Origin of the sequence: Geodermatophilus obscurus DSM 43160, assembly GCF_000025345.1 — a bacterium.
In the GTDB taxonomy this organism is placed as follows: Bacteria; Actinomycetota; Actinomycetes; order Mycobacteriales; family Geodermatophilaceae; genus Geodermatophilus; species Geodermatophilus obscurus.
Genome location: NC_013757.1, coordinates 4,455,548 through 4,481,822, shown reverse-complemented (window position 1 = coordinate 4,481,822; position 26,275 = coordinate 4,455,548). Strand labels below are relative to the sequence as shown.

The 26,275-nt window shown below is 75.9% G+C and carries 26 protein-coding genes; 16 read left to right on the top strand and 10 right to left on the bottom strand.

Annotated elements, in window-relative coordinates:
• The first annotated feature begins 31 nt into the window (after nt 1-31).
• The gene (locus GOBS_RS20855; RefSeq protein ID WP_012950254.1) at nt 32-325 is read left to right on the top strand and encodes a WXG100 family type VII secretion target; all 294 of its coding nucleotides are present in this window, start codon (nt 32-34) and stop codon (nt 323-325) included.
• Between the two features lie 19 nt (nt 326-344).
• Here GOBS_RS20855 and GOBS_RS20850 read toward each other — a convergent pair whose 3' ends face one another.
• A complete protein-coding gene (locus GOBS_RS20850; RefSeq protein ID WP_012950253.1) occupies nt 345-1,289 on the bottom strand; it encodes an HTTM domain-containing protein in 945 nt (314 codons plus the stop codon).
• Nucleotides 1,286-1,786 carry a hypothetical protein gene (locus tag GOBS_RS20845; RefSeq protein ID WP_208104329.1) on the bottom strand — a complete coding sequence of 167 codons (501 nt, stop codon included), beginning with the start codon at nt 1,784-1,786 and terminating at the stop codon, nt 1,286-1,288. Before GOBS_RS20845 ends, GOBS_RS20850 begins: the two co-directional genes overlap by 4 nt.
• A 136-nt stretch (nt 1,787-1,922) precedes the next feature.
• Here GOBS_RS20845 and GOBS_RS20840 point away from each other — a divergent pair, with 136 nt between their 5' ends.
• Nucleotides 1,923-2,432, top strand: coding sequence for a MaoC family dehydratase (locus GOBS_RS20840; protein WP_012950251.1), 510 nt, complete (start codon nt 1,923-1,925; stop codon nt 2,430-2,432).
• Nucleotides 2,433-2,456: 24 nt separating this feature from the next.
• Here the strand turns inward: GOBS_RS20840 and GOBS_RS20835 are convergent, their stop codons facing one another.
• On the bottom strand, nt 2,457-2,882 hold the full coding sequence (locus GOBS_RS20835) for an NUDIX domain-containing protein (protein WP_041241608.1): 426 nt from the start codon (nt 2,880-2,882) through the stop codon (nt 2,457-2,459).
• Nucleotides 2,883-2,956: 74 nt separating this feature from the next.
• Between GOBS_RS20835 and GOBS_RS20830 the strand changes: the two genes are divergently transcribed.
• The 5 genes from GOBS_RS20830 to GOBS_RS20815 all read left to right on the top strand — a co-directional run bounded on the left by GOBS_RS20830 (nt 2,957) and on the right by GOBS_RS20815 (nt 6,349).
• Entirely contained in the window at nt 2,957-3,580 is a 624-nt protein-coding gene (locus GOBS_RS20830) for a DUF6758 family protein (protein ID WP_012950249.1), read from the top strand.
• A 129-nt stretch (nt 3,581-3,709) separates the two neighbouring features.
• Nucleotides 3,710-3,862 carry a hypothetical protein gene (locus GOBS_RS27770; protein ID WP_012950248.1) on the top strand — a complete coding sequence of 51 codons (153 nt, stop codon included), beginning with the start codon at nt 3,710-3,712 and terminating at the stop codon, nt 3,860-3,862.
• Between the two features lie 6 nt (nt 3,863-3,868).
• Nucleotides 3,869-4,600, top strand: coding sequence for a PH domain-containing protein (locus tag GOBS_RS20825; RefSeq protein WP_012950247.1), 732 nt, complete (start codon nt 3,869-3,871; stop codon nt 4,598-4,600).
• The gene (locus tag GOBS_RS20820; RefSeq protein WP_012950246.1) at nt 4,600-5,484 is read left to right on the top strand and encodes a PHP domain-containing protein; all 885 of its coding nucleotides are present in this window, start codon (nt 4,600-4,602) and stop codon (nt 5,482-5,484) included. The genes GOBS_RS20825 and GOBS_RS20820 overlap by 1 nt, the downstream gene beginning before the upstream one ends.
• A gap of 1 nt (nt 5,485) precedes the next feature.
• Nucleotides 5,486-6,349: a RecB family exonuclease gene (locus tag GOBS_RS20815; RefSeq protein WP_012950245.1), complete on the top strand. Its 864-nt coding sequence runs from the start codon at nt 5,486-5,488 to the stop codon at nt 6,347-6,349.
• A gap of 117 nt (nt 6,350-6,466) precedes the next feature.
• Here GOBS_RS20815 and GOBS_RS20810 read toward each other — a convergent pair whose 3' ends face one another.
• The 4 genes from GOBS_RS20810 to GOBS_RS20795 all read right to left on the bottom strand — a co-directional run bounded on the left by GOBS_RS20810 (nt 6,467) and on the right by GOBS_RS20795 (nt 11,527).
• Nucleotides 6,467-7,339, bottom strand: a complete 873-nt coding sequence (locus GOBS_RS20810) for an oxygenase MpaB family protein (RefSeq protein WP_012950244.1) — start codon at nt 7,337-7,339, stop codon at nt 6,467-6,469.
• Nucleotides 7,336-8,274, bottom strand: a complete 939-nt coding sequence (locus GOBS_RS20805; protein ID WP_041242575.1) for an alpha/beta fold hydrolase — start codon at nt 8,272-8,274, stop codon at nt 7,336-7,338. The genes GOBS_RS20810 and GOBS_RS20805 overlap by 4 nt, the downstream gene beginning before the upstream one ends.
• A 153-nt stretch (nt 8,275-8,427) precedes the next feature.
• Entirely contained in the window at nt 8,428-9,549 is a 1,122-nt protein-coding gene (locus GOBS_RS20800; protein WP_012950242.1) for an outer membrane protein assembly factor BamB family protein, read from the bottom strand.
• A 142-nt stretch (nt 9,550-9,691) separates the two neighbouring features.
• Nucleotides 9,692-11,527 (bottom strand): DEAD/DEAH box helicase, encoded by a 1,836-nt coding sequence (locus GOBS_RS20795; protein ID WP_012950241.1) that lies wholly within the window; start codon nt 11,525-11,527, stop codon nt 9,692-9,694.
• Nucleotides 11,528-11,660: 133 nt separating this feature from the next.
• On the opposite strand from GOBS_RS20795, the gene GOBS_RS20790 reads away from it, so the two are divergent.
• Nucleotides 11,661-12,311, top strand: a complete 651-nt coding sequence (locus GOBS_RS20790) for a ferritin-like fold-containing protein (RefSeq protein WP_012950240.1) — start codon at nt 11,661-11,663, stop codon at nt 12,309-12,311.
• A 116-nt stretch (nt 12,312-12,427) separates the two neighbouring features.
• Here GOBS_RS20790 and GOBS_RS20785 read toward each other — a convergent pair whose 3' ends face one another.
• Both GOBS_RS20785 and GOBS_RS20780 read right to left on the bottom strand, forming a co-directional pair.
• Entirely contained in the window at nt 12,428-12,664 is a 237-nt protein-coding gene (locus GOBS_RS20785) for a DUF3107 domain-containing protein (RefSeq protein WP_012950239.1), read from the bottom strand.
• Nucleotides 12,665-12,848: 184 nt separating this feature from the next.
• Nucleotides 12,849-13,499, bottom strand: coding sequence for a TetR/AcrR family transcriptional regulator (locus GOBS_RS20780; protein WP_012950238.1), 651 nt, complete (start codon nt 13,497-13,499; stop codon nt 12,849-12,851).
• 69 nt (nt 13,500-13,568) lie between these two features.
• On the opposite strand from GOBS_RS20780, the gene GOBS_RS20775 reads away from it, so the two are divergent.
• From GOBS_RS20775 to GOBS_RS20740, 8 genes are all read left to right on the top strand, one after another.
• On the top strand, nt 13,569-14,627 hold the full coding sequence (locus GOBS_RS20775; RefSeq protein WP_012950237.1) for an alpha/beta fold hydrolase: 1,059 nt from the start codon (nt 13,569-13,571) through the stop codon (nt 14,625-14,627).
• Between the two features lie 201 nt (nt 14,628-14,828).
• A complete protein-coding gene (locus GOBS_RS20770) occupies nt 14,829-15,863 on the top strand; it encodes a DUF3152 domain-containing protein (protein ID WP_243697562.1) in 1,035 nt (344 codons plus the stop codon).
• 98 nt (nt 15,864-15,961) lie between these two features.
• Nucleotides 15,962-16,156: a hypothetical protein gene (locus tag GOBS_RS20765; protein WP_012950235.1), complete on the top strand. Its 195-nt coding sequence runs from the start codon at nt 15,962-15,964 to the stop codon at nt 16,154-16,156.
• Between the two features lie 117 nt (nt 16,157-16,273).
• A complete protein-coding gene (gene moeZ / locus GOBS_RS20760; protein ID WP_012950234.1) occupies nt 16,274-17,434 on the top strand; it encodes an adenylyltransferase/sulfurtransferase MoeZ in 1,161 nt (386 codons plus the stop codon).
• A 158-nt stretch (nt 17,435-17,592) separates the two neighbouring features.
• On the top strand, nt 17,593-18,177 hold the full coding sequence (locus GOBS_RS20755) for a TIGR03086 family metal-binding protein (RefSeq protein WP_012950233.1): 585 nt from the start codon (nt 17,593-17,595) through the stop codon (nt 18,175-18,177).
• 141 nt (nt 18,178-18,318) lie between these two features.
• Nucleotides 18,319-18,651 (top strand): MGMT family protein, encoded by a 333-nt coding sequence (locus GOBS_RS20750; protein ID WP_243697561.1) that lies wholly within the window; start codon nt 18,319-18,321, stop codon nt 18,649-18,651.
• A 124-nt stretch (nt 18,652-18,775) separates the two neighbouring features.
• The gene (locus GOBS_RS20745) at nt 18,776-21,964 is read left to right on the top strand and encodes an ATP-dependent helicase (RefSeq protein ID WP_012950231.1); all 3,189 of its coding nucleotides are present in this window, start codon (nt 18,776-18,778) and stop codon (nt 21,962-21,964) included.
• Nucleotides 21,961-25,323, top strand: coding sequence for an ATP-dependent helicase (locus GOBS_RS20740; protein WP_012950230.1), 3,363 nt, complete (start codon nt 21,961-21,963; stop codon nt 25,321-25,323). Before GOBS_RS20745 ends, GOBS_RS20740 begins: the two co-directional genes overlap by 4 nt.
• A 107-nt stretch (nt 25,324-25,430) precedes the next feature.
• Here the strand turns inward: GOBS_RS20740 and GOBS_RS20735 are convergent, their stop codons facing one another.
• Nucleotides 25,431-26,267 (bottom strand): alpha/beta fold hydrolase, encoded by an 837-nt coding sequence (locus tag GOBS_RS20735; protein ID WP_041241607.1) that lies wholly within the window; start codon nt 26,265-26,267, stop codon nt 25,431-25,433.
• Nucleotides 26,268-26,275: the final 8 nt, after the last annotated feature.

Here is a 26,275-nt window from a genome sequence, read left to right as displayed (position 1 = left end):
CCGGGACGGACCCGGACCACGAGGAGGACACGTGAAGGTCGAGATCGCCACCCTGCAGTCGCTGGCCGGCCAGTGCCGCGCCGAGGCCGCCGACACCACCGCCCGGCACACCGCCCTGTCGAGCACCGTCGACGCCTCGGTGCTCGAGGGCTGGACCGACAGCCAGGCCGCGGCCCGCTTCACCGAGCTCTACGAGCAGTGGCGGCTCAGCGCCCACGGGGTCAGCGACGCGCTCACCGGGATGGGCAGCCTCCTCGACGGCGTGGCGGCGTCCTACCAGCAGCACGAGGCGGACATGGCGGCCCGCATCGGTGCCCTGCTCTGACGCCGTCCCGGGTGCGGGCTCAGCCCGGTGGCGCGGCCCTGGCCGGGGACACCTCGGCCGGGCGCCCGCCGCCGGTGGGGAACCGCAGCCGGCGGGTGACCTCGGGCAGCCGCTCCCACGGCAGGATCGACAGGATCGCCACGCAGTGCGGCAGGAAGATGATCGCCACGCTGGCGTAGACGGCCAGGTGGAAGCCGAGCAGGAAGACCACCAGCGCCACGCGCGCGCGGGCCGACCAGACGAGCAGCATGAGCGGTGCGGCCAACTCCAGCGCCAGCATCGCCCACTGGGCCCCCACCAACAGCCCGGGCGTCTCGAGGAGCCAGTCCGACAGCACGGTCCCGCGCCGCACGATCGCCCGGGCCAGCGTCGAGCCGGTGGCCCAGTCCCAGCCGCCGAAGCGCATCTTGGCCCAGGCGGCCAGGAAGTAGGTGAGCATCACGGTGACGAAGACCGCCGCCATGGCCCAGCCGGCCGCCTCCGAGGAGCGCTTGTCGCGCCACCGCACGCCCCCGATGGTGGGCAGCACCGCCAGCGCGACGAGGTAGGCGATCCGGTCGTGGTCCACCTTCCCGTAGCTCATCGCGATAACCATCCACTCGAAGTAGAGGAGGAACACCGCGGTGCCGAGCAGGCGGGGGGCGCGGCCGGTCGCCGCCGCCAGGGCGGCCAGGACGAGGGCCCACTGCACGACGACCACCACCGCCGGGGTGGGCGTCGGCAGCGGCAGCAGCCGGCCGATGGTCAGCGGCGCGTACCACTCGGTCGGGACGTCGGCGTGCGCCCGCACCCACGCCGTGGTCAGGAAGACGTCGACCGGCACGAACAGGTGGGCGATGGTGCGGAACACCGCGACCCGCGCCAGCGGGACGGGCCGGAACCACCAGTCCCACCCCGCCCGGCGGGTCGCGGACGACGGCACGGCGGCGGTCGGGCCGGGCCCGGGGGAGGCAGTCGTGCTCACGGGGTCCCCTCCTGGCCGGTCGTCACGGCGTGGTCGACGAGCACGCTCTCGGTGACCTCACCGGTGCGCCGTCCGTCGTCGAGCGCGTGGCGGCGCTGCACCACTCGCACCGCCACCAGCGGCTCGGCGTCGGGGTGGCCGGCGGCGTAGGACCCGGCCAGCAACCCGAGCAGTTGCGGCTCCTCGACGAGGCGGGGCAGTTGCCCCTCGAACTCCGCCCGGCGCAGGCCCACCTCGCCACCGGAGAGCCGCACCTCGTCGCCGTCGGCGGTCACGCCCACCACGCTGGTGGAGACCACCGGCCGGTCGGGGTCGGCACGCGTCGAGTACATCCGGAACGGGCCGAACGGGAACTCGGAGTCGTTGCCCCACAGGGTGCCGCCGAGCAGCAGCGCGAGCACCACGGCGGTGGCGGCGAGCCGGACCCGCCGGCCGGAGGGGGCGAGCCTCAGGACACCGGTCTCCCCGGTGTCCGGAACGGGGGGAGCCGGTACCACGGGCGCATCGTAGGATCGGCGGCCGTCCAGGTGGGTCACCGACGCGTGGTGGGCAACTGGCCCGCCGGACGTGGTGGGCCCGCGCCTGCGACCCCTCCGGTGCCCCGCTGTCAGCGTCGACATCGGGAGGCAGCAGGTGCAGTTCGGTCGGTACTACGAGGAGTTCGAGGTCGGTGCGGTCTACAAGCACTGGCCGGGCAAGACCGTCACCGAGTACGACGACCACCTGTTCTGCCTGATCACGATGAACCACCACCCGCTGCACCTGGACAGCCACTACGCGGCGGAGACCACCGACTTCGGCAGGAACGTCGTCGTCGGCAACTACGTCTACTCGCTGCTGCTCGGCATGAGCGTCCCGGACGTGTCGGGCAAGGCCATCGCCAACCTGGAGATCGAGTCGCTGCGGCACGTGGCGCCGACCTTCCACGGCGACACCGTCTACGGCGAGACGACGGTGCTGGACAAGACCGAGTCGAGGTCGAAGGACGACCGCGGCGTCGTGTACGTCGAGACGATCGGCTACAAGCAGGACGGCACGGTGGTCTGCACCTTCCGGCGCAAGGTCATGGTGCCCAAGCGCTCCTACGGCGAGGCCCGCGGCGGCGAGCAGCCCGGCCGCCCGGAGCCGAAGCCGCGCAGCTGACCGGAGGCGTGCTGCCGCATCCGGTCAGGCCGGCAGCACGCCCCAGCCACGGAGGGTCTCCAGCAGCCGCGGCGTGCAGGTCAGCCGCTCCAGGTCTGCCGCATCGGCGAAGGTGACGGCGGCCGCGTCGTCCCCGGCGGCCGGCGTGGCCGCGGGGTCCAGCAGCGTGCAGGTCAGGTCGACGACGTCGTAGACGACACCGGGGCCGGGCACCTGCACCCGGCCCACCTCGGCGCCGGCCCGCACCGCGAGACCGGTCTCCTCGCGCACCTCGCGCTCGACCGCCGCGGCCACCGACTCGCCGGCCTCGACCCGCCCACCGGGCACCGACCACAGCCCGCGGGAGGGCTCGTTGCCCCGCTGGACCAGCAGCAGCCGGCCGCGCGGGTCGAACACCACTGCACCCACGCAGGCGACCACCGGCACGGGGGCGTCGGCGGCAGGCGGCACGTCCCGAACGGTACGCACGGACCCGCCGGGTCAGCGCTTGACGAACCCGTCAGGTCACAGGACGGTGATGCCCGATGACTGCCACCACGGTCTGTCCCCGCTGCGGCCAGCGCGTGGTCGTCCGTCCCGGGAACTCGGCCCAGGCCTGGTGCCACGTGCACGGGGCGGTGACGCCGCTGCACCACACCCTCCTGGTGGCGCACGACGCCATCGCCGCGGTCACCGCCGACGCCCGGGTCCCGGCGTGGGTACCGGACCCGATGCCGTCGGGCTGGACGGTCACCGGACTCGCGTGGGGCGGGGAGCCCGGCGCGCGGGCGATCGTCGTCGACTGCGCCGGGCCCGCTCCGCTCGGCGGCTCGGCCGAGCTGGTGCTCGTGGCCGAGGAGCCGGGCACGGGCGTGGGCTGCGGGTACGCCGGGCTGCCCGGTCTCGACCCCGGCGACGTCATCTCCGGCCCCTCGTCGGCCGACGTCGAGGCCGCCGGGCAGCGCGCGCCGCTGTGGGCGGTGCCGACCTCCGACGACCGGGCCGCCTTCGTGGGGGAGGCCTACGGCGTCTGGTTGTGGCTGGTCATGTGGCCGATGTCGGCCGCGTGGCTGCTCGCCGAGCGGCTGACGCTGCTCGACCTGCGCGAGCGTCTCTACCCCGACCTGCCGCTCGGCCCGCCCAGCGAGCACCTGCTGCCCGGACCGTGACGGACCGGACCGGACCGCATCCCCGGCGGCGTGTCCCGGGAGGGAGCCCTGGGGCGTGTGTTACCCATGGGGCTCGCCGTGCGGACGGCCCCGTCCGCGCGCCCACCTGACACAACCGCGGAGGTGACGGTGAAGAAGGTCCTCACCTGGCTGGTACTCGCCTTCGTCGTCTTCTACGTCATCTCGGCGCCCGAGAGCTCGGCCGACTTCGTCCGCACCGCCGGCCACGCCCTGGGTGACGCGGCGTCCTCGCTGGCCTCGTTCTTCGAGTCGCTCGCCTAGGCCGGCGTGGGCGGCCCGGCGACACCTCCCTCCGACGGCCGCCGGCCGCGGTGGAGCAAGGACGCCGAGAAGTACCTGCTCGAGCACGAGAAGCCGCCCGTCGTCGCCACCCGCCGGCACTGGGCGGTGCTCGTCGTCCCGGTGGCCAAGGCGTTGCCGGTCCTGGCCGCCGGCCTCTGGCTGATGGTGCTCGACCCGGAGAACCGGGTCACCGCCAGCGTCGGTCTCATCGTGCTGGTCGGGGCGCTGGGGTACCTGGCGCTGCGGGCCGGCGAGTGGTGGATGCGGCACTTCATCGTCACCAACCGCCGGGTGCTGCTGACCACCGGGATCATCGTCCGCACCGTGGCCCTGCTGCCGCTGCGCCGGATCACCGACCTGACGTACAAGGAGACGCCGTTCGGCCAGCTGCTCGGCTACGGCACCTTCCGCTTCGAGTCGGCCGGCCAGCAGCAGGCGCTGTCGGAGATCACCTACCTGCCGCGGGCCGGCGTGCTCTACCGGGACGTGAGCGACCTGCTGTTCGGAGGCAACGGCGCCGACAAGGGGGACGACGAGGGCGAGGCCGAACCGTCGCCGCGGCAACCCCGCCGATCCCCGCCCCCGTCGCCGGACCGACCCGCAGCGCAGACCTCTCCCGACGGACGGCGGGACACCCAGCCGATCCCGCCGCTGCCCCCGCGGCGTCGCGGCTCCGCGAAGGTGGCCGGCCAGCGGATGCGGCAGGCTGGGCGCTGATGCGGATCGACCTGCACACCCACTCGTCGGTGTCCGACGGCACCGACAGCCCCACCGAGCTGCTCGCCGCGGCCCGAGCCGCCGGCCTGGACGTCGTCGCGCTCACCGACCACGACACCACCGCAGGGTGGGCCGAGGCGGAGCGGGCCCGCCCCGACGGGCTGACCGTCGTCCCGGGCATGGAGCTGTCCTGCCGCTGGTTCCCCGCGGGGTCACCGCCGATCAGCGTGCACCTGCTGGCCTACCTCTTCGACCCCGGGCACTCGGCGCTGGCGACGGAGCGGGCCCGGTTGCGCGACGAGCGGCTCGGCCGCGGCGAGCGGATCGTGAGCGCCCTCGCCGACGCCGGCCACCCGGTCGCCTGGAGCGACGTCGTCGAGCGCGCCGGCGGCGGGGTGGTGGGCCGCCCGCACGTGGCGCGGGCCCTGGTCGAGGCCGGCGTCGTCGAGTCGGTCGACCACGCCTTCGCCACGCTGCTGCACCACCGCAGCCCCTTCTACGTCGCCAAGGCCGACACCGACGTGCTCGGCGGCATCGCGCTGGTGCGCGCGGCCGGCGGGGTGCCGGTGTTCGCCCACGGCCTGGCGACGCGGCGCGGCCGGGTGGTCGGGGACGAGGCGATCGCGACGATGGCCGAGGCGGGGCTGCTCGGCCTGGAGGTCGACCACCCCGACCACGACCCGGACGAGCGCGCCCACCTGCGCGGCCTGGCCGGCGAGCTGGGGCTGCTGGTCACCGGCTCGAGCGACTACCACGGCAGCAACAAGACGACGCCGATCGGCGCCTGCACCACCGCGCCGGACCAGTTCGACGCGCTGCTGGCGGCGGGCACCGGCGCCGCGCCGTTCGGCGGGAGCACCGGCGCCTCCGGTCAGCATGGGTGACATGGGAGGCGCGCAGCTGGAGATGCCGGGCATGCCGCGGCGGCTGTTCCCGGCCACGCCGAGCAAGCTGGCCGCCTTCAGCGACTGCCCGCGCCGCTACCGGCACGCCTACGTCGACCGGCCCACCCCGGCGAGGGGCCCGGCCTGGGCGCACAACAGCGTGGGCTCGGCGGTGCACGCCGCGCTGCGCTCGTTCTGGGAGCTGCCGCTGGCTGGACGCACCGCGGGCTCGGCGCGCCAGCTGCTCTACGGCGTCTGGTCGACGGCCGGCTTCCGCGACGCGGAGCAGTCCGAGCGGTGGCGCGCCCGGGCGGCGGGCTGGCTCACCGACTACGTGACCGGCCTCGACCCCGCCGACGAGCCGGTCGGCACCGAGCGCCAGGTCGCCGCCACCACCGAGCGGCTGGCGTTGTCCGGCCGGGTCGACCGGATCGACCAGCGCGGCGACGAGCTGGTGGTCGTCGACTACAAGACCGGCCGCTCGGTCTGCACCGATGACGAGGCCCGCGGCTCACCCGCGCTGGCCGCCTACGTGCTGGGGGTGCGCCGCACCCTGCGCCGGCCGTGCAGCCGGGTCGAGCTGCACCACCTGCCCACCGGCACGGTGGCCGCCTTCGAGCACACCGACCGGTCGCTGGCCAACCACGTCCGGCGGGCCGAGGACGTCGCCGCCGACATCGCTGCGGCCACCGCGGCCGTCGACGGCGGGGAGGACCCGGACGTCGCCTTCCCCGCGGCTCCCGGCCGGCAGTGCGGCTGGTGCGACTTCCGGCCCAGCTGCGCGGTCGGTCAGGCGGCCACCCCGCCGCGGGAGACGTGGAGCTTCCTCGCCGAGGAGGAGGTCGTGCAGGCGCCTCCGACCTGACCCGCGTTCGGCCCCGCTGCAGGGTCCCGCCGCTGGCCCCGTCCCGGGTCCCGCCCCGAGCGGGCGAGGGGTGGGGAGGACGGGGTCCTTCTACGGTGGGGGCAGCGGGGTCCTCTTTCAGGCCGTGAGCGGCTCGGCGGACGCCACGCGCTCCCGGGCCGACCGCACGATCGGCGACTCCCGCACCTGCGACGGCACCGCCAGCGCAGCCCGGCGGAACGCGCGCACGGCGGCGGTCGCCGCGGTGTCGGTCAGGCCGTAGCCCGGCAGCCCGTAGAGCCGGCGCGCCCACCGGGGCAGCGTGGCGGCCCCCAGGGCCGCCAGCGTGCTCCACGCGGGCCGTGCCGGGGTCAGCAGCTGCACCCAGCCGGGCATCGGCGGCAGCAGGACAAAGCGGGAGGCGTCGCGCGCCGCCGGGGTCACCCCCAGCTGCGGGCGGGTGCGCTGCAGATAGGCGTCCAGCTCCGCCACGCTCGCCGGCACGTCGCCGGGCTCGCAGCCGATGAGCACCGCGGCGATCACCTGCTCGGCGACGTACCGGTCGGCCTCGGCGTCGGTCAGCGGCACCCCGGCCCGCCGGGCGACCGACAGCAGCGAGTCGACCTCGCAGCAGTGCACCCACAGCAGCAGGTCGGCGTCGTCGACGGCGTAGCTGCGGCCGGTGGTCTCCTCGACCGCCGACTTGCGCCGGTGCATGCCGCGCACCCGGCGCACCGACCGCAGCACGTCGCGGCGGGTGCCGAAGGTCAGGGTGGCGACGTACTCCGCGGTGCGGGTCAGCCGCGCCCACGGGTCCTCGCTGAACGCGGTGGAGAAGCGGGCGACGCCGTCCATGGCGACCGGGTGCAGGGCCTGCAGCAACAGCGCCCGGATGCCGCCGACGGAGAACGCCGGGTCGGCGTGGATCCGCCAGCTGATGCTGTCGGGACCGAAGAAGCCGAGCAGGTCCTCCTCAGCCGTGAAGTCGTCGACCGACGGCAGCCGGTTCACCGGAGCGCCCCGGCCGCGTCTGCCGGAGCCGGCACGGAGGCCCAGAAGTCGAGCAGGACCGCACACGTGCGGGACGGGTTCTCGATGGCGGGGGAGTGGATCGCGCCGGCGATGACCTCGTGCCGGGCGCCGAGCCGGCGCGCCATGTCCTCCTGCACGGCCGGCGTCCACGCGTCGTCCGCGGCGCCGTGCGCCACCAGCACCGGGACGCCGGTCGCGGCGAGCTCCGCGACCCGGTCGGGCTCGCTGGTCATCGCGTCGGCCATGCCGCGCAGGCCCGCGGCGCTGTTGGCGAGGAACCGCCGGGCCAGGAACTCACGGGTCGGCTCCGGCACCAGCTGGGCCCTGGGGTCGGTCATCGCCAGCTGCTCGAGCGTCTCGTGCACCAGGGGCACGCCGCCCTCGTCCAGCAGTGGGGCGAGGTGCTCCAGCAGCTGCGCCCGGGTGCCTCCCAGCCGGGAGGGGCCGGAGCCGAGCAGGGTGAGCGTGGTGAACGCCGCCGGCTCGGCCAGGACGGCGGCCCGGCTGACCAGGCCGCCGAAGGAGTGCCCGACCAGGTGCAGGGTGGCCGGGCCCTCGGCACGCAGCTGCCGCGCGACGGCGACGAGGTCGCCGGCCAGCTCGGCGACCGAGTAGCGCGCCGGGTCGTCGGGCCCCGGGGACTCGAACTGCCCCCGCTGGTCGAGGGCGACGACGCGGTACCCGGCGGCGCACAGCGGGCGCAGCAGCGGCGCGAAGTCCTCCTTGCTGCCGGTGAAGCCCGCGACCAGCAGGACGGTGCCGCGCTCCCCGCTCCCCCCGGTGTCCAGCGCCGCCAGCGGACCCGCGCCGCCCTCGAACGCGCGGTGCCGCGCATCGTGCTCGGCCAGCTGGCGGAGGTCGTCGGGCGCGATGGAGACGGGAGCGCTGTCGTCCGGGCCGCCGGGCATCACCATGCCCACCAGTGAACATGGGCGACGGCACTCCTGCAGTCGACCCGCCACGGCCTCGTCCAGAGGCTCGCGCTGGCCCCGTCCCAGGTCCCGCCCCGAGCGTGCGAGAGGTGGGGAGGACGGGCCCTTCTCCGGTGAGGAGGACGGGGTCCTCTCTCAGCGATGAGCGGTGACGCGGTCGGGCAGCTGGTGGACGACGACCGGGCCGGTCACGGTGACCAGCCCACCGGCGTCCAGTCCGGGGGTGCCGACGCGCTGCAGCTCGTCGCCGGTGGCGAGGTCGCGGAGGACGACGGCGTCGCCCTCGGGCACCGGGACCGACGTCCCCGCGGCGAGCAGCGCACCGTCGACGGTGCCGGCGGGCAGGCCGGTGGCCGGGGTGCGCCAGGAGACCGCGCCGGTGCCCTGGTCGACGACGGTCAGCGTGCCGTCGGCCCACACGAGCGCGCTGGTGCCGACGCCGGTCGCGAGCACCTCGTCCGCGGCCTCCGCGACGGGCGGACCGAGCGGGGCGCCGTCGGCACCGGCGAGCAGCTGCACGCCGTCGTCCCCGGCGACCACGAGCGCCTGCTCGGCAGCCAGCGTCGTCCCCCCGGCCACGTCCCGGGTCCACAGCGGGGTGCCGTCGTAGCCGTCGAGCAGGCGCACCTGCACAGACCCGCCGCAGGTCTGCAGGACGGCGACGCCCGCGTCGCCGACGTCGCCGTCCGCGAACGTGCAGCCCTCGTCCGGAGCGGCCCGCCAGCGGATGCTGTCGCCGACCGGGTCGAGGGTGAGCACGCCGGTCGGGCTGGTCGCCAGCACGATGCCCTCGGTGCTGGAGAGCACCGCGTCGGGGCGCAGGTCGAGGTTGCGGGTCCAGGCCCGCACGCCGGTGTCGACGGCGAGCGCGACCGCCTCGTCGCAGCGGTCCTCGGTGCCGAAGACGGCGACGACGCGGCCGCCGACGACTGTCCAGTCGCAGAGCCGGGCGTTGGCGCGGGTGTAGCGCCAGGCCTCCTCGCCGCTGTCGACCCCGAGCGCGCGCACCCCGTGCTCGTCGCCGACGACCACGCGGCCGCCGTCCACGGTCGCGCGGGCCGCGCCGCCGGTCGGCGTCGTCGGGGCGGACCAGGCGGCGGAGACGGCACCGGCCGGCGTCCCGGTGGGGACGTCGGCCGGTGCTGCGGTGGTGCTGTCGGTGGCGGCCGCGTCCGAGCCCCGCCACAGCAGGGCCCAGGCGACGACCAGCGCGAGGACGGCCGCCGTCCACGCCCACACCCGCACCGGCGGACGCATCAGCGGCTGGCCGGCTCCCTGCAGGGGGGCACGGCGGCCCCCTTGCAGGATCCCGCCGCGAGCGTGGTGACGTGCTGGCACGGCCCGCCTTCAGGGCCCCGCCCCGAGCGGAGCGAGGAGTGGGGGGAAGGCGGGTCCTGCATCAGGCGGCGGGCTCGGCCGAACCCCGGCCGGACCCGCCGCGACGACGCCGGCGGCGCTTGCGGGCCGGGGACTCACCGGTCGCGGTGGCCTCGCCGGCCGGCACCTCCGCGGGGGCGTCCGCGGCCGCGGCGCCGGCCGCGGCGGCACCGCTGCCCCGGGTGCGCCGGCGCGGACGGCTCTTGCGGGCGCCCTCCGGCTTCTCGTCGTCCTCACGGCCCGGGCCACGACTCGCGCCGGGGCCGCCGCCGGAGCGGGTGCGCTTGCCGGTCTCGCCGAGGTCCTCGACGGTCTCGGCGTCCAGCCCCTCGCGGGTGCGCTGCGAGCGGGGCAGCCGGCCGGTCGCGCCCTCGGGCACGTCCAGGTCGGAGTACACCCACGGCGACGTGGAGTAGGTCTCCGGCGGGTCGGTGAAGTCCAGCTCCAGCGCCTTGTTGATCAGCTGCCACCGGGGGATGTCGTCCCAGTCGACCAGCGTGACGGCGACGCCCTCGCTGCCGGCCCGGCCGGTGCGGCCGATCCGGTGCAGGTAGGTCTTCTCGTCCTCGGGGCACTGGTAGTTCACGACGTGGCTGACGCCGGTGACGTCGATGCCGCGGGCGGCGACGTCGGTGGCCACCAGGACGTCGACCTTGCCGCTGCGGAACGCGCGCAGCGCCTGCTCGCGCGCACCCTGGCCGAGGTCGCCGTGCACGGCGGCGGCGGCGAACCCGCGCTCGACCAGCTCGTCGGCGACCTTCTGCGCGGTGCGCTTGGTGCGGCAGAAGACCATGACCAGGCTCCGGTCGCGTGCCTGGAGGACGCGGGAGAGCAGCTCGGGCTTGTCCAGGTTGTGCGCCCGGTAGATGAACTGGGTCGTCTGCGGGACGGTCGAGCCCTCGTCGTTGCCGTGGGCGCGGATGTGCGTCGGCTGGGTCATGAACGACCGCGACAGGGTCACGATCGGGCCGGGCATCGTCGCGGAGAACAGCATGGTCTGCCGCTTGTCCGGGACCATGGCCAGGATCCGCTCGATGTCGGGCAGGAAGCCCAGGTCGAGCATCTCGTCGGCCTCGTCGAGGACCAGCACCTTGACCTTGCCCAGGATCAGGTCGCCCCGCTGGGCCAGGTCGAGCAGCCGGCCCGGGGTGCCGACGACGATCTCGACGCCGGCCTGCAACGCGGCGACCTGCGGCTCGAAGGCGCGGCCGCCGTAGATGGCCTGCACTCGGATGCCGCGCTTGCTGCCGGCGGTGGCCAGGTCGCGGGAGACCTGCACGCACAGCTCACGGGTGGGGACGACGACCAGCGCCTGCGGGACGCCGTCGCCACCCTCGGCCGGCGGGACGACGCGCTGCAGCATCGGGACGCCGAAGCCGAGGGTCTTGCCGGTGCCGGTGCGGGCCTGGCCGATGAGGTCGTTGCCGGCCAGCGCGAGCGGGAGGGTGAGCTCCTGGATGGCGAAGGTCCGGGTGATGCCGGCCTCGGCCAGCGCCGCGACGACGTCGGGGTGGACGTCGAAGTCGCTGAACAGCGGCGCGTCCTCGGCGACAGGGGCGCCGCCGAGCTCCTCGACGATCTGCTCGAGCTGCTGGGGCGCGGGGGCGCCGGTCTCGGCGTGCTCGAGCTCGGGGGTGGTAGGGGTGTTCTCGGTGGAGGTCAGTGCTCTCGCCTCTGGTCTGCTGGGGGACCGGCTCCGGGGCGCGATCGCGCCGCTGTCGCACCAGTCCCGGTCGGGTGTCGCGGGATCGGTTCCAGCGCCGACGCGGCCAGCAGAAACCGGGCCACACCTCGGTGTCGACCCGGGAGGAGACCCCGCGGGGCACCGTCTCCAGCGGTCGTCAGCGCACAGATACACAGCGAGCCCGAGGGCTCGCCGATTCCCAGTCTAGCGTGCGCACCGGTTAGCCTCCCTCCGCCGCGCGGTCCGGGGCGCCGAGCCACCCCGTCCGGGGCAGGCGCCAACGTCCCACCGACCCCGGGAGCTGCCAGTGGACGCGGTCGACCAGCAAGCCGTCGTCGACCTGCTGGGCGTGCTGTCCTACGCCGAGCTGACCGCCTTCGACCGGCTGGCCGAGGACGCGCGGCTCGCGCCCACCCTGGACGGCCGGGCCGCGCTGGCGCGGATGGCGGCCGCGGAGATCGACCACCACTGCCGGCTGACCGCGCGCCTCACCGAGCTCGGCGCCGAGCCGACCGCGGCGATGCGCCCGTTCGTCCCCGCGCTGGACGCCTTCCACGAGACCACCCGGCCGCGCACCTGGCTGGAGGGGCTGGTCAAGGCCTACGTCGGGGACGGCCTGGCCTCGGAGTTCTACCGGGAGATCGCCGGCTTCCTGCCCGAACCGGACCGGGGGTTGATCCTCGACGTCCTCGCCGACACCGGGCACGCCGACTTCGCCGTCCGCGAGGTGCGGGCGGCGATCGCGACCGACCGCACGCTCTCCGGCCGGCTGGCCCTGTGGGGACGGCGACTGGTGGGCGAGGCCATGCGGCAGGCGCAGGCCGTGATCGCCGAACGCGACCAGCTCGCCGCGCTGATCCTCGAGGGCACCGGCGACCTGAGCGGCATCGGGCGGCTGGTCGAGCGGATCACCAGCGCGCACACCGAGCGGATGAAGACCCTCGGCCTGAACCCCTGAGGTGGTGGCCCGGGTCCGTCTCGGGCCGGTGTGTCCGGTGCCGTTTCACCCCCGAGCACGACGACGGGGCGCCCCCGCTGCTGCGGAGACGCCCCGTCGGGACGTGCGGATGGCCCTCAGGCGCCCGCGATGAAGCCCACGCGCCGCTGGTCGGCCTGCGCGATCTCCACGTAGGCGATGCGGTCGACGGGGACGAGCACCCGGCGACCACGGTCGTCGACCAGCGTCAGCAGGCCGTCCTTGGTCGCGCCGGACATGGCCTTCGCCACCTCGGCAGCGATCTCGTCGGGGGTCTTGGGGCTGTCGATGACCAACTCCCGGGGGGAGTGTTGGACACCGATCTTGACTTCCACGGGGGATGCCTCCTCGAGTTGCGGGCTGTTCCCCACGCTAGTGCAGCAGGCGATCCGCCGACCTGCGGTGCTGGTGCGCCGTCAGCGAACGTGGCCCCGCCGCAGGGAGGAGGACCGCCCTGCCCCGCCCTGCAGGCTCGCGGCGGGACCCTGCAGGCCGGCCGGGAGGCGGCGGGGTCCTCCCTCAGCGCGCCGTGCCCTCGCCGCCCTCGACCCGCGGGAAGCCGGAGATGCCGCGCCAGGCCAGCGCGGTCAGCAGCGACACCGCCTCGTCGCGGGACACGGTGCCCTTGCGGGGCAGCCACCAGCGGGCGCTCGTCTCGGACAGCCCGGTCAGGCCCGAGGCGAGCAGCAGCGCCCGCTCCCGGTCCAGGCCGGTGTCGGCGGCGATGACCTCGCCGATGGCCTCCACGCAGGCCCGGTGGCCGCGGTCGGCCAGCTCGCGGACGTCCTCGTCGTTGTTCAGGTCGGACTCGAAGACCAGCCGGAACGCGGCGCCGTCGGCGTTGATGAAGTCGAAGTAGGCGCCGACGGCCCCGTTGACGCGGGTGCGGTTGTCGTCGGTGCCCTCCATCGCCTCGCGCACCCGGTCGGTGAGCGAGGTGACCTGCTGCTCGAGCAGCGCCAGGTAGAGCTCCCGCTTGCCCGGGAAGTGCTGGTACAGCACGGGCTTGCTGACCCCGGCCCGGTCGGCGATCTCGTCCATCGCCGCGGCGTGGTAGCCCTGGGCGACGAACACCTCCTGCGCGGCCTGCAGCAGCTGCGCGCGGCGGGCGCCCCGCGGCAGACGGGACGAGCGGCGGACGGGCGCGGGCGCTGACCGGGATACGTGCATGGCGGGGGGATGTTACCGACCGGTCACCCGCTCGCGCGCCGCCGTCCGCGCTGACCTAGCGTCTGCCGGGTGCCCGACGGTCCCGACGCCAGCGCCGCGGACGGACACCTCAGCCGGCCGGCCCGCCTGTCGACGGTCCGGCTGCCGAGCACCGACCGCATCCCGCCGCCGTGGCCGGGGGAGCAGGTCGCCGTCCGCGGGGGAGAGGTGTTCGTCCGGCGGACGCCGTGGACCGGCCCGGTGGACGGCGCGGCCGCGGGTGCGCCGCGGGAGCGGGCGCTCTACGTGCACGGGCTCGGCGGCGCCTCGACCAACTGGACCGACCTCGCCGCGCTGCTCGCCGTCCGCTTCGACGGCTGGGCGCTGGACCTCCCCGGCTTCGGCCGCTCGCGACCGCCGGCGCGCAGCTCCTACTCGGTCCGCGGGCACGTGGCGGCGGTCGTCGACGTCCTGGAGCAGATCGTCGCCGAGCCCGGGGAGGCCGCCGGCCGGCCGGTGCACCTGCTGGGCAACTCGCTCGGCGGCCTGGTCGCGCTGTTCGTCGCGGCCAGCCGCCCGGACCTGGTCGCCACCCTGACCCTCGTGTCGCCGGCGATGCCGGTCTACCGCGTGCCGGGCGCCTTCAACCGCACGCTGCTGCTGCTCCTGCTGCCCGGGATCCCGGCACTGGCCGAGCGCCGGTTGTCCGGCGTGACGCCCGAGCAGCAGGTCCGCGGGATGGTGCAGGTGTGCTTCGGCGATCCGCGCCGGGTGCCGAGGGCGCGGCTGGACCAGGCGCTGGTGGAGATGCGCGAGCGCGCCGGGCAGCCGTGGGCGACGCGGGCGCTGACCCGCAGCATGCGCGGCCTGATCACCTCCTACCTGCGCGTGGGCCCGGGCAACGCCTGGCGGCTGGCCCGGTCGCTGCGCCCGCCGACGCTGGTGGTCTGGGGAGACCGCGACCGACTGGTCGACCCCGCCCTCGCACCGCGGCTGGCCGCCGCCGTCCCGGACGCGCGCCTGCAGGTCCTGGGGGGCGTCGGGCACGTCGCCATGCTGGAGGCCCCCGAGCCGGCGGCGCGGGCGGTGCTGGCACTGGCCGAGGACGCCGCGGCGGCGGCCGTGCACGACCAGGCGCGCGCCTCCTGACCTGCGGCGCGTCGGCGCCCGGCCACACGCCGTCACCGCGCGGTCTCCACCGGAGCCGGGAGGCCGTGAGAGTCTGACGAGGTGAGTCCCGCGGACGCCTTCCCAGGCCGCGGGCCGAACGGGCGCACGCGGCCTGCGCCGGACGCCGGCCCGCCCGGTCGTCCCGCCCGCGCCGAGGAGCCGGTCCGCGGCCTCCCGCGCGTGCCCCCGCCCGCCGCCCGCCGCGCCGAGCCGCAGCAGCCCCCGAGGTTCGCCGACACCAACCCGGTGGTGACCCGGTCGGAGTCCCCCAGCCGCGCCGAGCACCCCCGGGTCCGCCGTGTCGTCGCCACCGACCGCACGCCCGGGCGGGTCCCCGCCGAGCCCCGCACCGGGGGGACCCGCGTCGTCGTCACGGGCCGCACCCGGTCGGGGGCCACCGGTGGCGGAGGCGGCCGGTTCCGCCGGTTCGTGACCCGGTGGGGCTGGCGCGCCTACGCCATCCCGCTGCTCGCCCTGGCGACCGTGGTCACCCTCGTGGACCTCGCGTCCGGCGGCGCCGGCACGAGCGGGTCGGCCACCGCTGCGCCGACGCCCTCGGCCGAGGCCCCCCGCACAGCCGAGGCGGTCGCCGAGCCCTCGGCGACGCCCACGGCGCCGGCCGAGATCGACGCCGCACCGGCCGAGGCGCCCGAGACCGCCGTGGGCGCCCCCGGCTTCGTCCAGCAGGGCGCCGGGAGCGTGACCGTCGTCCCCGGCACCTCGCAGGTCCAGGGGACCGGGCCGCTGCAGCGCTTCGTCGTCGAGGTCGAGGACGGCATCGAGGTAGACGGGCCGTCGTTCGCCGCAGCGGTCGAGGAGACGCTGGGAGACCCGCGGTCGTGGGGCAACGGCGGGCGGATGTCGTTCCAGCGGGTCGGCCAGGAGGAGGCCGCGGCCGGCGACTACGCGTTCAAGGTGACGCTGATCAGCCCCGGCAACATGGAGCGGTACTGCCCCGGCGTCGGCACCGGCGGGTACACCTCCTGCCGGTACGGCGACCGGGCCGTCATCAACCTGGCCCGCTGGGCGACCGCCGTTCCGGACTACGAGGGCGACATCCCCACCTACCGGCACTACGTGGTGAACCACGAGGTCGGCCACGCGCTCGGCAACGGGCACCAGGAGTGCCCCGGACCCGGCCGGCCGGCACCGGTCATGCAGCAGCAGACCCTCGGGCTCGAGGGCTGCGCCAAGAACGCCTGGCCGTACCCCTGACGGCGTCGGCCCGCCGGCCGACACCCCGGGCACGTGCGGCCCCTGCTGCGCCGTTCCCCTCGCGCGTCCGCGCGCCGCTTCCCGGGTAGGGGGCCGGCATGGACGCGATCTCGTTCGGCAAGGCCGGTCTGCAGGGCTGGCGCGCGAAGCTGGCCGACGCGGTGGCCGACCCGGTCGCCCGCAACTCCGGGCTCACCGACGACCAGGTGAGGGCTGCGGTGGGCGCCGTCTTCTTCGTGCTGTCGGTCGTCTACGTGGGCCAGACGCTCAAGCGCCTGGCCGCCAGGAGCTGAGGGCACCGCTGCTCGTACGCGGCTCCGGTGGCCGGGGAACAAGGCGGGCGTGCCACGCTGTTGACCCGGCGAACGTCGGCCTGCGCTGGGCCGCTGTCGAGTACTGAGGAGCAGCTCGTGTCCCTGCCACCCCTGGTGGAGCCCGCCGCCGATCTCACGATCGACGAGGTCCGCCGGTACAGCCGGCACCTGATCATCCCGGACGTCGGGATGGACGGTCAGAAGCGGCTGAAGAACGCCAAGGTGCTCGCCGTCGGCGCCGGCGGCCTCGGTTCGCCCGTGCTGATGTACCTGGCTGCGGCCGGGGTCGGGACGCTCGGCATCGTCGAGTTCGACGTCGTCGACGAGTCGAACCTGCAGCGCCAGATCATCCACGGCAGGTCCGACGTCGGCCGGTCCAAGGCCGAGAGCGCGCGCGACTCCATCACGGAGATCAACCCCTACGTCGACGTCCGCCTGCACGAGACGCGGCTGGACAGCGACAACGTGATGGAGATCTTCAGCCAGTACGACCTCATCGTCGACGGCACCGACAACTTCGCCACGCGCTACCTGGTCAACGACGCGTGCGTGCTGCTGGGCAAGCCCTACGTCTGGGGCTCGATCTACCGGTTCGACGGCCAGGTCTCGGTCTTCTGGAACGAGCACGGCCCGAACTACCGCGACCTCTACCCGGTGCCCCCGCCCCCCGGCATGGTGCCCAGCTGCGCCGAGGGCGGCGTGCTCGGCGTCCTGTGCGCGACCATCGGCGCCATCCAGGCCACCGAGGCGGTCAAGCTCATCACCGGCATCGGCGAGACGCTGCTCGGCCGGCTGATGGTCTACGACGCCCTGGAGATGACCTTCCGCACCATCAAGGTGCGCAAGGACCCGGAGGGCGAGCCGATCACCGGGCTCATCGACTACGAGACCTTCTGCGGTGTCGTCTCCGACGAGGCCCAGCAGGCCGCCGCCGGCTCGACGATCACCGTCGACGAGCTCAAGGACATGATGGACGCCGGCAAGGACTTCGAGCTGATCGACGTCCGGGAGCCCAACGAGTACGAGATCGTGTCGATCCCCGGCGCCACGCTCATCCCCAAGGACGAGATCCTCTCCGGCCGGGCGCTGGCGCAGCTGCCGCAGGACAAGCCGATCGTGCTGCACTGCAAGACCGGCGTCCGCTCGGCCGAGGTGCTCGCCGCGGTGAAGAACGCGGGCTTCTCCGACGCCGTGCACGTCCAGGGTGGCGTGACGGCCTGGGCGACGCGCATCGACAAGACGCTGCCCACCTACTGAAAGGACCTCGCCCCTCCCCACGACGCGCTTCGCGCGCCGCGGGTCCCTGGGACGAGGCCGTTCCAGCCCCTCGCCAGGGGGCCGTTCCAGGACGTCGTCAGGGCCTGGTCCGTTCCCGTACGGGGGCGGACCGGGCCCTCGCGCTGTCTACTGACCGCATGCCCGACTTCGCCCCGACCGAGCTGATCGCGCTCTTCCAGCGCGCTCAGGCCGCGTTCACCGACCGCGTCGACGCGGTCGGGCCGGAGCAGTGGGACGACGAGGCGCTGCCCGGCTGGACGGTCGCCGACCTCGTCGCGCACCTGGTGTCCGAGGCGCTGTGGGTGCCCCCGCTGCTGGCCGGGGAGCCGTTCGACCTCATCGACGGCCGCTTCCCCGACGACACCAGCGACCTGCTGGGAGACGACCCGCTGACCGGCTGGGAGTCCGCCGCCGACGGCGCGCTGGCCGCCTTCGCGCAGGACCGGGCGCTGCTGCACACCGTCCACCTGTCCCGCGGGCCGGTCTCGGCCGGGGAGTACATCGAGGAGATGACCGCCGACCTGACGGTGCACTCCTGGGACCTCGCCCGGGCCACGCACGGCGACACCGAGCTGGACCCGGCGCTGGTCACGGCGGCCCTCGTCGTCGCCGACCGGCTCCCCGAGACGGGTGTGCCCGGCCTGTTCGACCCGCCGCTGGACGTGCCGCGGACCGCTCCGCCGCAGGTCCGTCTGCTGGGGAGGTACGGCCGCCGGGGCTGACGGCGACGGCCGCGCGAGCGGCGGCACCGCCCGTCCTCGCCTCTAGGCTGCGGCTGCCCGAGATCGGCAGGAGGTGCCCCGCAAGTGCCAGCCACCCCCGGGACGGGACCCCTGCCGTCCGCTCGCAGACCCCGGCCGGGCGTGCGTGCTGTGAGCCCGGTGGCGCCCGGTGGACCGTCGTCCCCGGGCTCCTCGCCGCTGGACGTCGACGAGGCCGTCTTCGACGTCGTCGAGCGGATCCCGGCCGGCCGGGTCAGCACCTACGGCGCCGTCGGGCGGCTGGTCGGCGTGGGGCCGCGGCGGGTCGCCCGCGCGCTGGCGCAGGGTGGGGGAGCGGTGCCGTGGCACCGGGTGGTTCGCGCCGACGGCTCGGCCGCCCAGGCGGTCCGGGTCGAGCAGCTCGGGCTGCTGGCCGCCGAGGGCGTGCCGGTGCGCAACGGCCGGGTCGACCTGGCCGCCGTCGGCTGGCCCTGAGCCGGCCGGAGGCAGCCGTGCCTGCCGGACCCGGGCCATGTCCGGAGGCCCTCCGGCGGCGACCGCGGCGCTCCGATGGCCTGACCCGTCCGAGAACGTCCGACGCTCGTGGTGTCATCGGGGTGTGGCACTTCGGGGGGACGAGTCGACGCCGGTCTACTGCCTCGTGCAGCCGGCCGTGGCGTCGGTGCCCCGGCCTCGGCTCGACCCCACCCAGCAGGCCGTCGTCGACCATCCGGGCGGCCCGCTGCTGGTGCTCGCCGGCCCCGGCACGGGCAAGACGACGACGATCGTCGAGGCGGTCGCCGCGCGGATCGACGGCGGCGTCGACCCCGAGCAGATCCTCGTCCTGACCTTCAGCCGCCGGGCCGCGGCCGAGCTGCGCGACCGCGTCGCCGCGCGGGTGGCGCGCACCATCCGTGAGCCGCTGGCCCGCACCTTCCACTCCTACGCCTACGGCGTGTTGCGGCGGGCGGCGCTGCTGCGCGGGGAGGCGCCCCCGCGGCTGCTCACCGCCGCCGAGCAGGACGCCCTCGTCGCCGAGCTGCTGCGCGGTGACCTGGCCGGGGAGGGCGCGGTGCGCTGGCCGGAGTCGCTGCTGCCGGCGCTGACCACCGCCGGTTTCCGCGGCGAACTGCGCGAGCTGCTGCTGCGGGCCACCGAGCGGGGGGTCGACGCGGAGCTGCTGGCCGCCTGGAGCCGGGAGACCGGCAACGAGGCGTGGTTGCACGCCGCGGCCTTCCAGGAGCAGTACGAGGCGGTCACCGCCTTCTCCACCGCCGGCGGCGGTGACGCGTCGGGTTACGACCCCGCCGAGCTGGTCCGGGCCGCGATCGCCGAGCTCGAGGACGACCCGGCGCTGCTGCGCGCCGAGCGGGAGCGGGCGCGCTGGCTGTTCGTCGACGAGTACCAGGACACCGACCCGGCGCAGGTCGAGCTGCTGCAGCTGCTCGCCGGCGGCGGGGGCGACCTGGTCGTCGTGGGCGACCCCGACCAGGCCGTCTACACCTTCCGCGGCGCCGAGCCGCGCGGCATCGTCGAGTTCCCCGAGCGGTTCCGCACCGTGAGCGGCCGACCCGCACCGCGGCTGTCGCTGGGCGTGTGCCGGCGCTCGGGCCCCGCGTTGCTGGATGTCAGCCGGAGGGTCGCCGAGGCACTGCCCGGTCCGTGGGAGCACCGCAGGCTGGCCGCTGTCGAGGGCGCCGAGGAGGGCGCCGCCGAGGTGCACGTGTTCGGCTCGGCATCGGTCGAGGCCGCCTACGTCGCCGACACCCTGCGCCGCGCGCACCTGGTCGACGGCGTCCCGTGGTCGGGGATGGCCGTCGTCGTGCGCACCGCGCTGGCCATCGGGCCGCTGCGGCGCGCGCTCACCTCGGCCGGCGTCCCGGTCGAGGTGGGCACCGACGACCTGCCGCTCGCCGCCCAGCCGGCCGTCGCGCCGCTGCTGGCCGCGCTCGGCGCGCTGCTGCCGCGGCCGGGCGCCGAGCCGGGCACCCTGGCCCTCGACGAGCCCGGCGCCGAGGCGCTGCTGACCTCCGCGCTGGGCGGCGCGACCGTGCTGGACCTGCGCCGGCTGCGCCGTGCCGTGCGGATCGCGCAGGCCCGGCGCGGGGTCGACGCCGACGAGCGGGGCGCGCCGCTGGCCACCGCGCTCACCGACGAGGGGCTGCTGGAGGAGCTGCCCGACGCCGTCGCCCGCCCCGCGCGCCGGGTCGCGGACGTGCTGGCCGCCGGTCGGGTGGCGCTGGCCCGCGACGGGTCCGCGGAGGACGTGCTGTGGGCGATGTGGCAGCGCAGTGGCCTGGCCGGCCGGTGGGCGCGGGCCAGCGCCGCCGGCGGGGCGGCCGGAGCGGTCGCCGACCGCGACCTCGACGCCGTCGTCGCGCTCTTCGACGCCGCGGCCGGCTTCGTCGACCGGCTGCCCTCGGCCACCGTCGGCGCGTTCGTCGAGCACCTGTCGGCACAGGAGCTGCCCGGGGTCGGCGGCGCGGGCCGGGAGTCGGCGACCGACGCCGTCCGGCTGCTCACCGCGCACGCCTCCAAGGGCCTGGAGTGGGACGTCGTCTGCGTGGCCGGCGTGCAGGAGGGCATCTGGCCCGACCTCCGCGACCGCGGCACGCTGCTGGGCACCGAGGTGCTGGTCGAGCGGGTGGCGGGCATCGACGGCGCCGTTCTCGACCGGCGAGTGCAGATGCTGGCCGAGGAGCGGCGGCTGTTCTACGTCGCCTGCACCCGCGCCCGCCGCCGGCTGGTGGTGACCGCCGTCGAGGGTGCCCTGGACGGACCCGACGCCGGCGCCACCGCCTCCCGGTTCCTCGACCTCGTCGTCCCCCCGCCCGACGACGGCCGGCCGCTGACGCCGCTGCCCCGTTCGCTCACGCTGCCCGCACTGGTCGCCGAGCTGCGGCGGGCGGTCAGCGACCCGCAGACCGAGCCGGCCCGCCGGTCTGCCGCGGCCGCGGTGCTGCGCCGGCTGGCCGACGAAGGCGTGCCCGGGGCCTCCCCGGCCGACTGGTGGGGCCTGGCGCCGCTGTCCGACGACGCTCCGCTGGTGCCCGACGGCGAGGCGGTGCGGGTGCGCCCGTCGGCGATCGAGACCTTCCAGCGCTGCCCGCTGAAGTGGGTGCTCGGCGCGGTCGGCGCCGAGGCCTCGCCCGACGCGACCCGCACCGTCGGCTCGGCGGTGCACGCCGTCGCGCAGCAGGTGGCCGAGGGACTGCCCGCTGCCGGGGCACCCGCCGCGCTGGCCGAGGAGCTCGACCAGCTCGACCTCGGCCCCGGCTGGGCCGACCAGCGGCAGCGGATCGCCGCCCGCGACATGCTCGACCGGTTCCTGCGCTGGCACGCCGCCAACGGCCGCGAGCTGCTCGCCGCCGAGGCCGACTTCGACGTCACCGTGGGGCGGGCCCGCATCCGCGGCCAGGTCGACCGGCTCGAGCGCGACGGCGCCGGCCGGCTGGTCGTGATCGACCTCAAGACCGGCCGCAGCGCCGCGCGCGACATCGACACCCACGGGCAGCTGGCCGCCTACCAGGTGGCCGTCGCCGCCGGCGCGTTCGGCGAGCACGGCGAGGCCCCCGGCGGAGCGGCGCTGCTGCAGGTCGGCTCCGGGAGCAAGGCCAAGGAGCAGGCGCAGGACCCGCTGCCCGCCGGCGTCCCGGTGGGGGAGACCTGGGCCGGGGAGCTGGTGGCGCAGGTCGGCGACGGCATGGGCGCGGGCACCTTCGAGGTGCGCACCGGCAGCCACTGCTCCCGGTGCCCGGCCCGGCGCAGCTGCCCGCTGCACGAGCGCGGCCGGCAGGTGACCTCGTGAGTCGGCGGGTGCCCGCGGTCGAGGACCAGCTCGCCTTCGACGACGCCCTGTTCGGTGCGGCGCCCGAGCCGGTGCGGGCGCGCCGGCTGCTCACCCCGACCGAGGTCGCCGTGCGCTGCGGCCTGGCCTACGCGCCCTCCGACGAGCAGGCGCGGGTGGTGTCGGCGCCGGCCGACCGGCCGCTGGTCGTCGTCGCAGGCGCCGGGTCGGGCAAGACCGAGACGATGGCCGCCCGCGTCTGCTGGCTGGTGGCCAACGAGCTGGTCGCCCCCGACGCGGTCCTGGGGCTGACCTTCACCCGCAAGGCCGCCAGCGAGCTCAACGAGCGCATCCGGATCCGGCTGGGCGCGCTGTCCCGGCACCCGGAGACCGATCCGGAGCTGAAGGAGCGGCTGGCCGTCGCGATGCCGACGGTGTCGACGTACCACGGCTACGCCGCCTCGCTGGTCAGCGAGCACGGGCTGCGGATCGGCGTCGAGCCCGGTGCCGGCGTGCTGGGCCCAGCGATGTGCTGGGGGCAGGCGGCGTCCGTCGTGTCCGGCTGGACCGGCGACATGGACGACGTCCAGCTCACCCCGCTGACCACCGTCGAGGACGTGCTGGCGCTGGCCGGCGAGCTCGGCGAGCACGACATCACCGCCGACCGGCTGCGCGCGTGGACCGCGCAGCTGGAGCGGCGGATCGCCGGCTACCCCGATGCCAAGGGCAAGCGCGGCCCCTACAGGCCGGTGCTCGAGATGCTGGCCCGCCAGCGCGCCCGCGTGGCGCTGCTGCCCCTGGTCGAGGCGTTCGAGGCGCGCAAGCGGGCCGCCGGGGCGATCGACCACTCCGACCAGGTGGCGCTGGCCGCGCGGATCGCCGTGACCGCGCCCGAGGTCGGCCGTCGCGAGCGGGCCCGCTGGCGGATCGTGCTGCTCGACGAGTACCAGGACACCAGTGTCGGCCAGCTGCGGATGCTCGAGGCGCTGTTCGGTCGCACCACCGGGCACGCGGTGCTCGCCGTCGGAGACCCACGGCAGTCGATCTACGGCTGGCGCGGCGCGTCGGCGGGGACGATCGAGCGCTTCGACCGCACCTTCCCCGGCGTCCGCAGCCGGGAGGCGCAGCGGCTCACGCTGGCCACCAGCTGGCGCAACGACGGCGCGGTGCTCGCCGTCGCCAACGCCGTCGCCGGGCTGCTGCCGGCGCCGGAGGTGCCGCTGCCCGACCTCGCCCCGGCGCCCAGCGCCGGGCACGGGCTGGTCACCGCCGGCCTCTATCCGACCGTGGCGCAGGAGACCGAGGCGCTCGCCGACCGGCTGGCCGCCTGCTGGCGCGGCGAGGACCCGGTGCTGCCGCCGCGCGCCGACGGCAGGCCCCCGACGACGGCGGTGCTGGTGCGCACCCGCAAGCAGCTGCCCGGCATCGCCGCCGCGCTGCGCGCCCGCGGCCTGCCGGTGACCGTCGTCGGCCTCGGCGGGCTGCTGGAGGTGCCCGAGGTCTCCGACGTCGTCGCGACGCTGACCGTGCTCGTCGACCCCAGCGCCGGCGACGCGATGGGCCGGCTGCTCACCGGTGCCCGCTGGCGGATCGGCCCCCGCGACCTCGCCGCGCTCGAGTCCCGCGCCCGCGCGCTGGTGCACTCCCGGAAGCCGGACCGCGAGGACGACGACGACACCGCTCCCCGCCCGTCCGAGCGCGGCAGCATCGTCGAGGCGCTCGACGACCTCGGGGACCCGTCGGCCTTCTCGCCCGCGGCCTATCGGCGGCTCCGCCGGCTGGCCGCGGAGCTGGCGCACCTGCGCGGCCGGCTGGGGGAGTCGCTGCCCGACATGGTCGACGACGTCGCCCGGGTGCTGGGCCTGGAGACCGAGCTGGCCAGCGCTCCCGGCGTGAGCCCCGGCTCGGCGCGGGCGCACCTCGACGCGCTGCACGCCGTCGCCGCGGAATTCACCGAGCTGGCCGAGCTGCCCTCGCTGCCGGCCTTCCTCGGCTACCTGCGCGACGCCGAGGAACGCGAGCGGGGCCTCGAGCCCGGCGAGGTCGCGGTCGACCCCGAGTCGATCCAGCTGCTCACCGGCCACTCGGCCAAGGGCCTGGAGTGGGACGTCGTCGCCGTGCCCGGCATGACCGCCGACCAGTTCCCCTCCCGCACCGACACCAGCGACTCGTGGGTCAAGGACCCCGGCGCCGTCCCGGTCGACCTGCGCACCACCGACCGCGAGGAGCTGCCGCAGCTGCGCCTGCCGGTGCCCGGCTCCGGCGACCAGGCCGCGGTGCGGGCCGCGCTCGAGGACTACGTCGAGGAGTGGAAGCGCTTCGGCGAGGCCGAGGAGATCCGGTTGGGCTACGTGGCGGTCACCCGCGCCAAGCACCTGCTGCTGTGCTCGGGCAGCTGGTGGCGCGAGGGCGTGAAGCCGAACGGCCCGTCGGTGCTGCTCGACACCGTCCGCCGTGCGTGCTCCGCCGGTGCCGGCGTCGTCGTCGCGTGGGCCGAACGCCCCGAGGAGGGCGCCACCAACCCGGCGCTGGAGGAGTGGCCGGTGGGCATGTGGCCGGCCGATCCACTCTCGCCGCCGCGCCGCCGTGCGCTCACCGCCGCCGCCGAGCTGGTGGCCGGCGCCGCCCCGCACCCGCTCGATGCCGCCGCCGTCCTCGGCACCGGCGACCCGGAGGTGGAGCGGTGGGTGCGCGACGCCGACCTGCTGCTGCGCGAGCGACGACGGATCGCCCGACCGACCGTCGAGGTGCCGCTGCCCAGCCACCTGTCGGTATCCGAGCTGGTCACGTTGCGCCGCGACCCCGCCGAGCTCGCCCGGCGGCTGCGCCGGCCGATGCCCGCCGCGCCCGCGCCGCTGGCCCGCCGCGGCACCGCCTTCCACGCCTGGCTGGAGGAGCGCTTCAGCGTCGCCCGGCTGCTCGACCTCGACGAGCTGCCCGGCTCCGGCGACGAGTCCGCCGCCCCCGACGGCGCGCTGACCGCACTGCAGGAGGCGTTCCTCGCCAGCCCCTGGGCCGACCGGCAGCCGGTCGAGGTCGAGGTGCCCTTCGAGACGCCCCTGGGTCCGCTCACCCTGCGCGGGCGCATCGACGCGGTCTTCGACGACGGCGGTGGTGGCTTCGAGGTCGTCGACTGGAAGACCGGCCCGCCGCCGATGGGCGCGGAGCTCGCCGCCGCGGCGGTGCAGCTGGCCGCCTACCGGCTGGGCTGGTCACGGCTGACCGGCGTCCCGGTCGAGCGGGTCAGCGCCGGATTCCACCACGTCGCCGCCGGCGTCACCGTGCGCCCGGTCGACCTGCTCGACGAGGCCGGCCTGCTCGCCCTGGTCACCGGCCGTACCGACGACCTCCCCGACGAGCCCGAGCCGGAGGAGTACTGACCTCCCGACGGGCCCCTGCAGGGTCTCGCCGCGAGCCTGCGAGCGGTGGGGGGCAGGGGGTCTGCTACGAGCGACAGGGAGGACGGGGTCCTCCTGAGGGTCCTCTCTCAGGTGGAGGCGATGCGGTCCAGGACCGCGACCGCCAGCTGCTCAGGGGCCTGCTCGGGGATCCAGTGGCTCACCCCGGCCAGCTCCACGAACCGGTAGTCGCCGGTGACGTACTCGGCGCAGCCCTCCGCGGCCCGCCGCCCGATGGCGACGTCCCCGTCGCTCCACACGTAGGTGGTGGGCACCGGCACGTCGTCGACCGGCGTGGACGAGCTCATCGCGCGGTACCAGTTGAGCGCGGCGGTCAGCGCGCCGGGCGCCGAGAGCACGGCCACGTACTCGTCGACGGCCTCGGACGGGACGGCGTCCCCGAAGATCCGCCGCAGCCGCCGGGCGTCGTCGGCGAGCAGCACCTCCTCGGCCTTGCCCTGCTGCCAGAAGAGGCGGATGTAGGCCGACCGCTCCTGCTGCTCGGGGTCCGAGCGCCACGCGGTGGTGAACGCCGTCGGGTGCGGCACGGAGACCGCGGTCAGCGATCGCACCCGGTCCTCGTGCCAGGCGGCCAGCGCCCAGGCCACGTTGGCGCCCCAGTCGTGCCCGACGACATCGGCCACCGGCACGTCCATCGCCGTCATCAGGTCGGCGGTCACCTGCGCGAGGTTGGTCACGGCGTAGGAGTCGACGTCCGACGGCCGGGCGCCGGGGGAGTAGCCGAGCTGGTCGACGGCGTACGTGCGCAGCCCCGCCTCGGTCAGCCGGGGCGTCACCGCGGCCCACGACGCCGACGTCTCCGGGAAGCCGTGCAGCAGCAGCACCGGGCGGCCGTCGTCCGGCCCGTCGGCCCGGACGTCGAAGGTGAGGTCGCCGACGTCCACGCGCAGGAGCTGTCCCGACATGGCCGCGA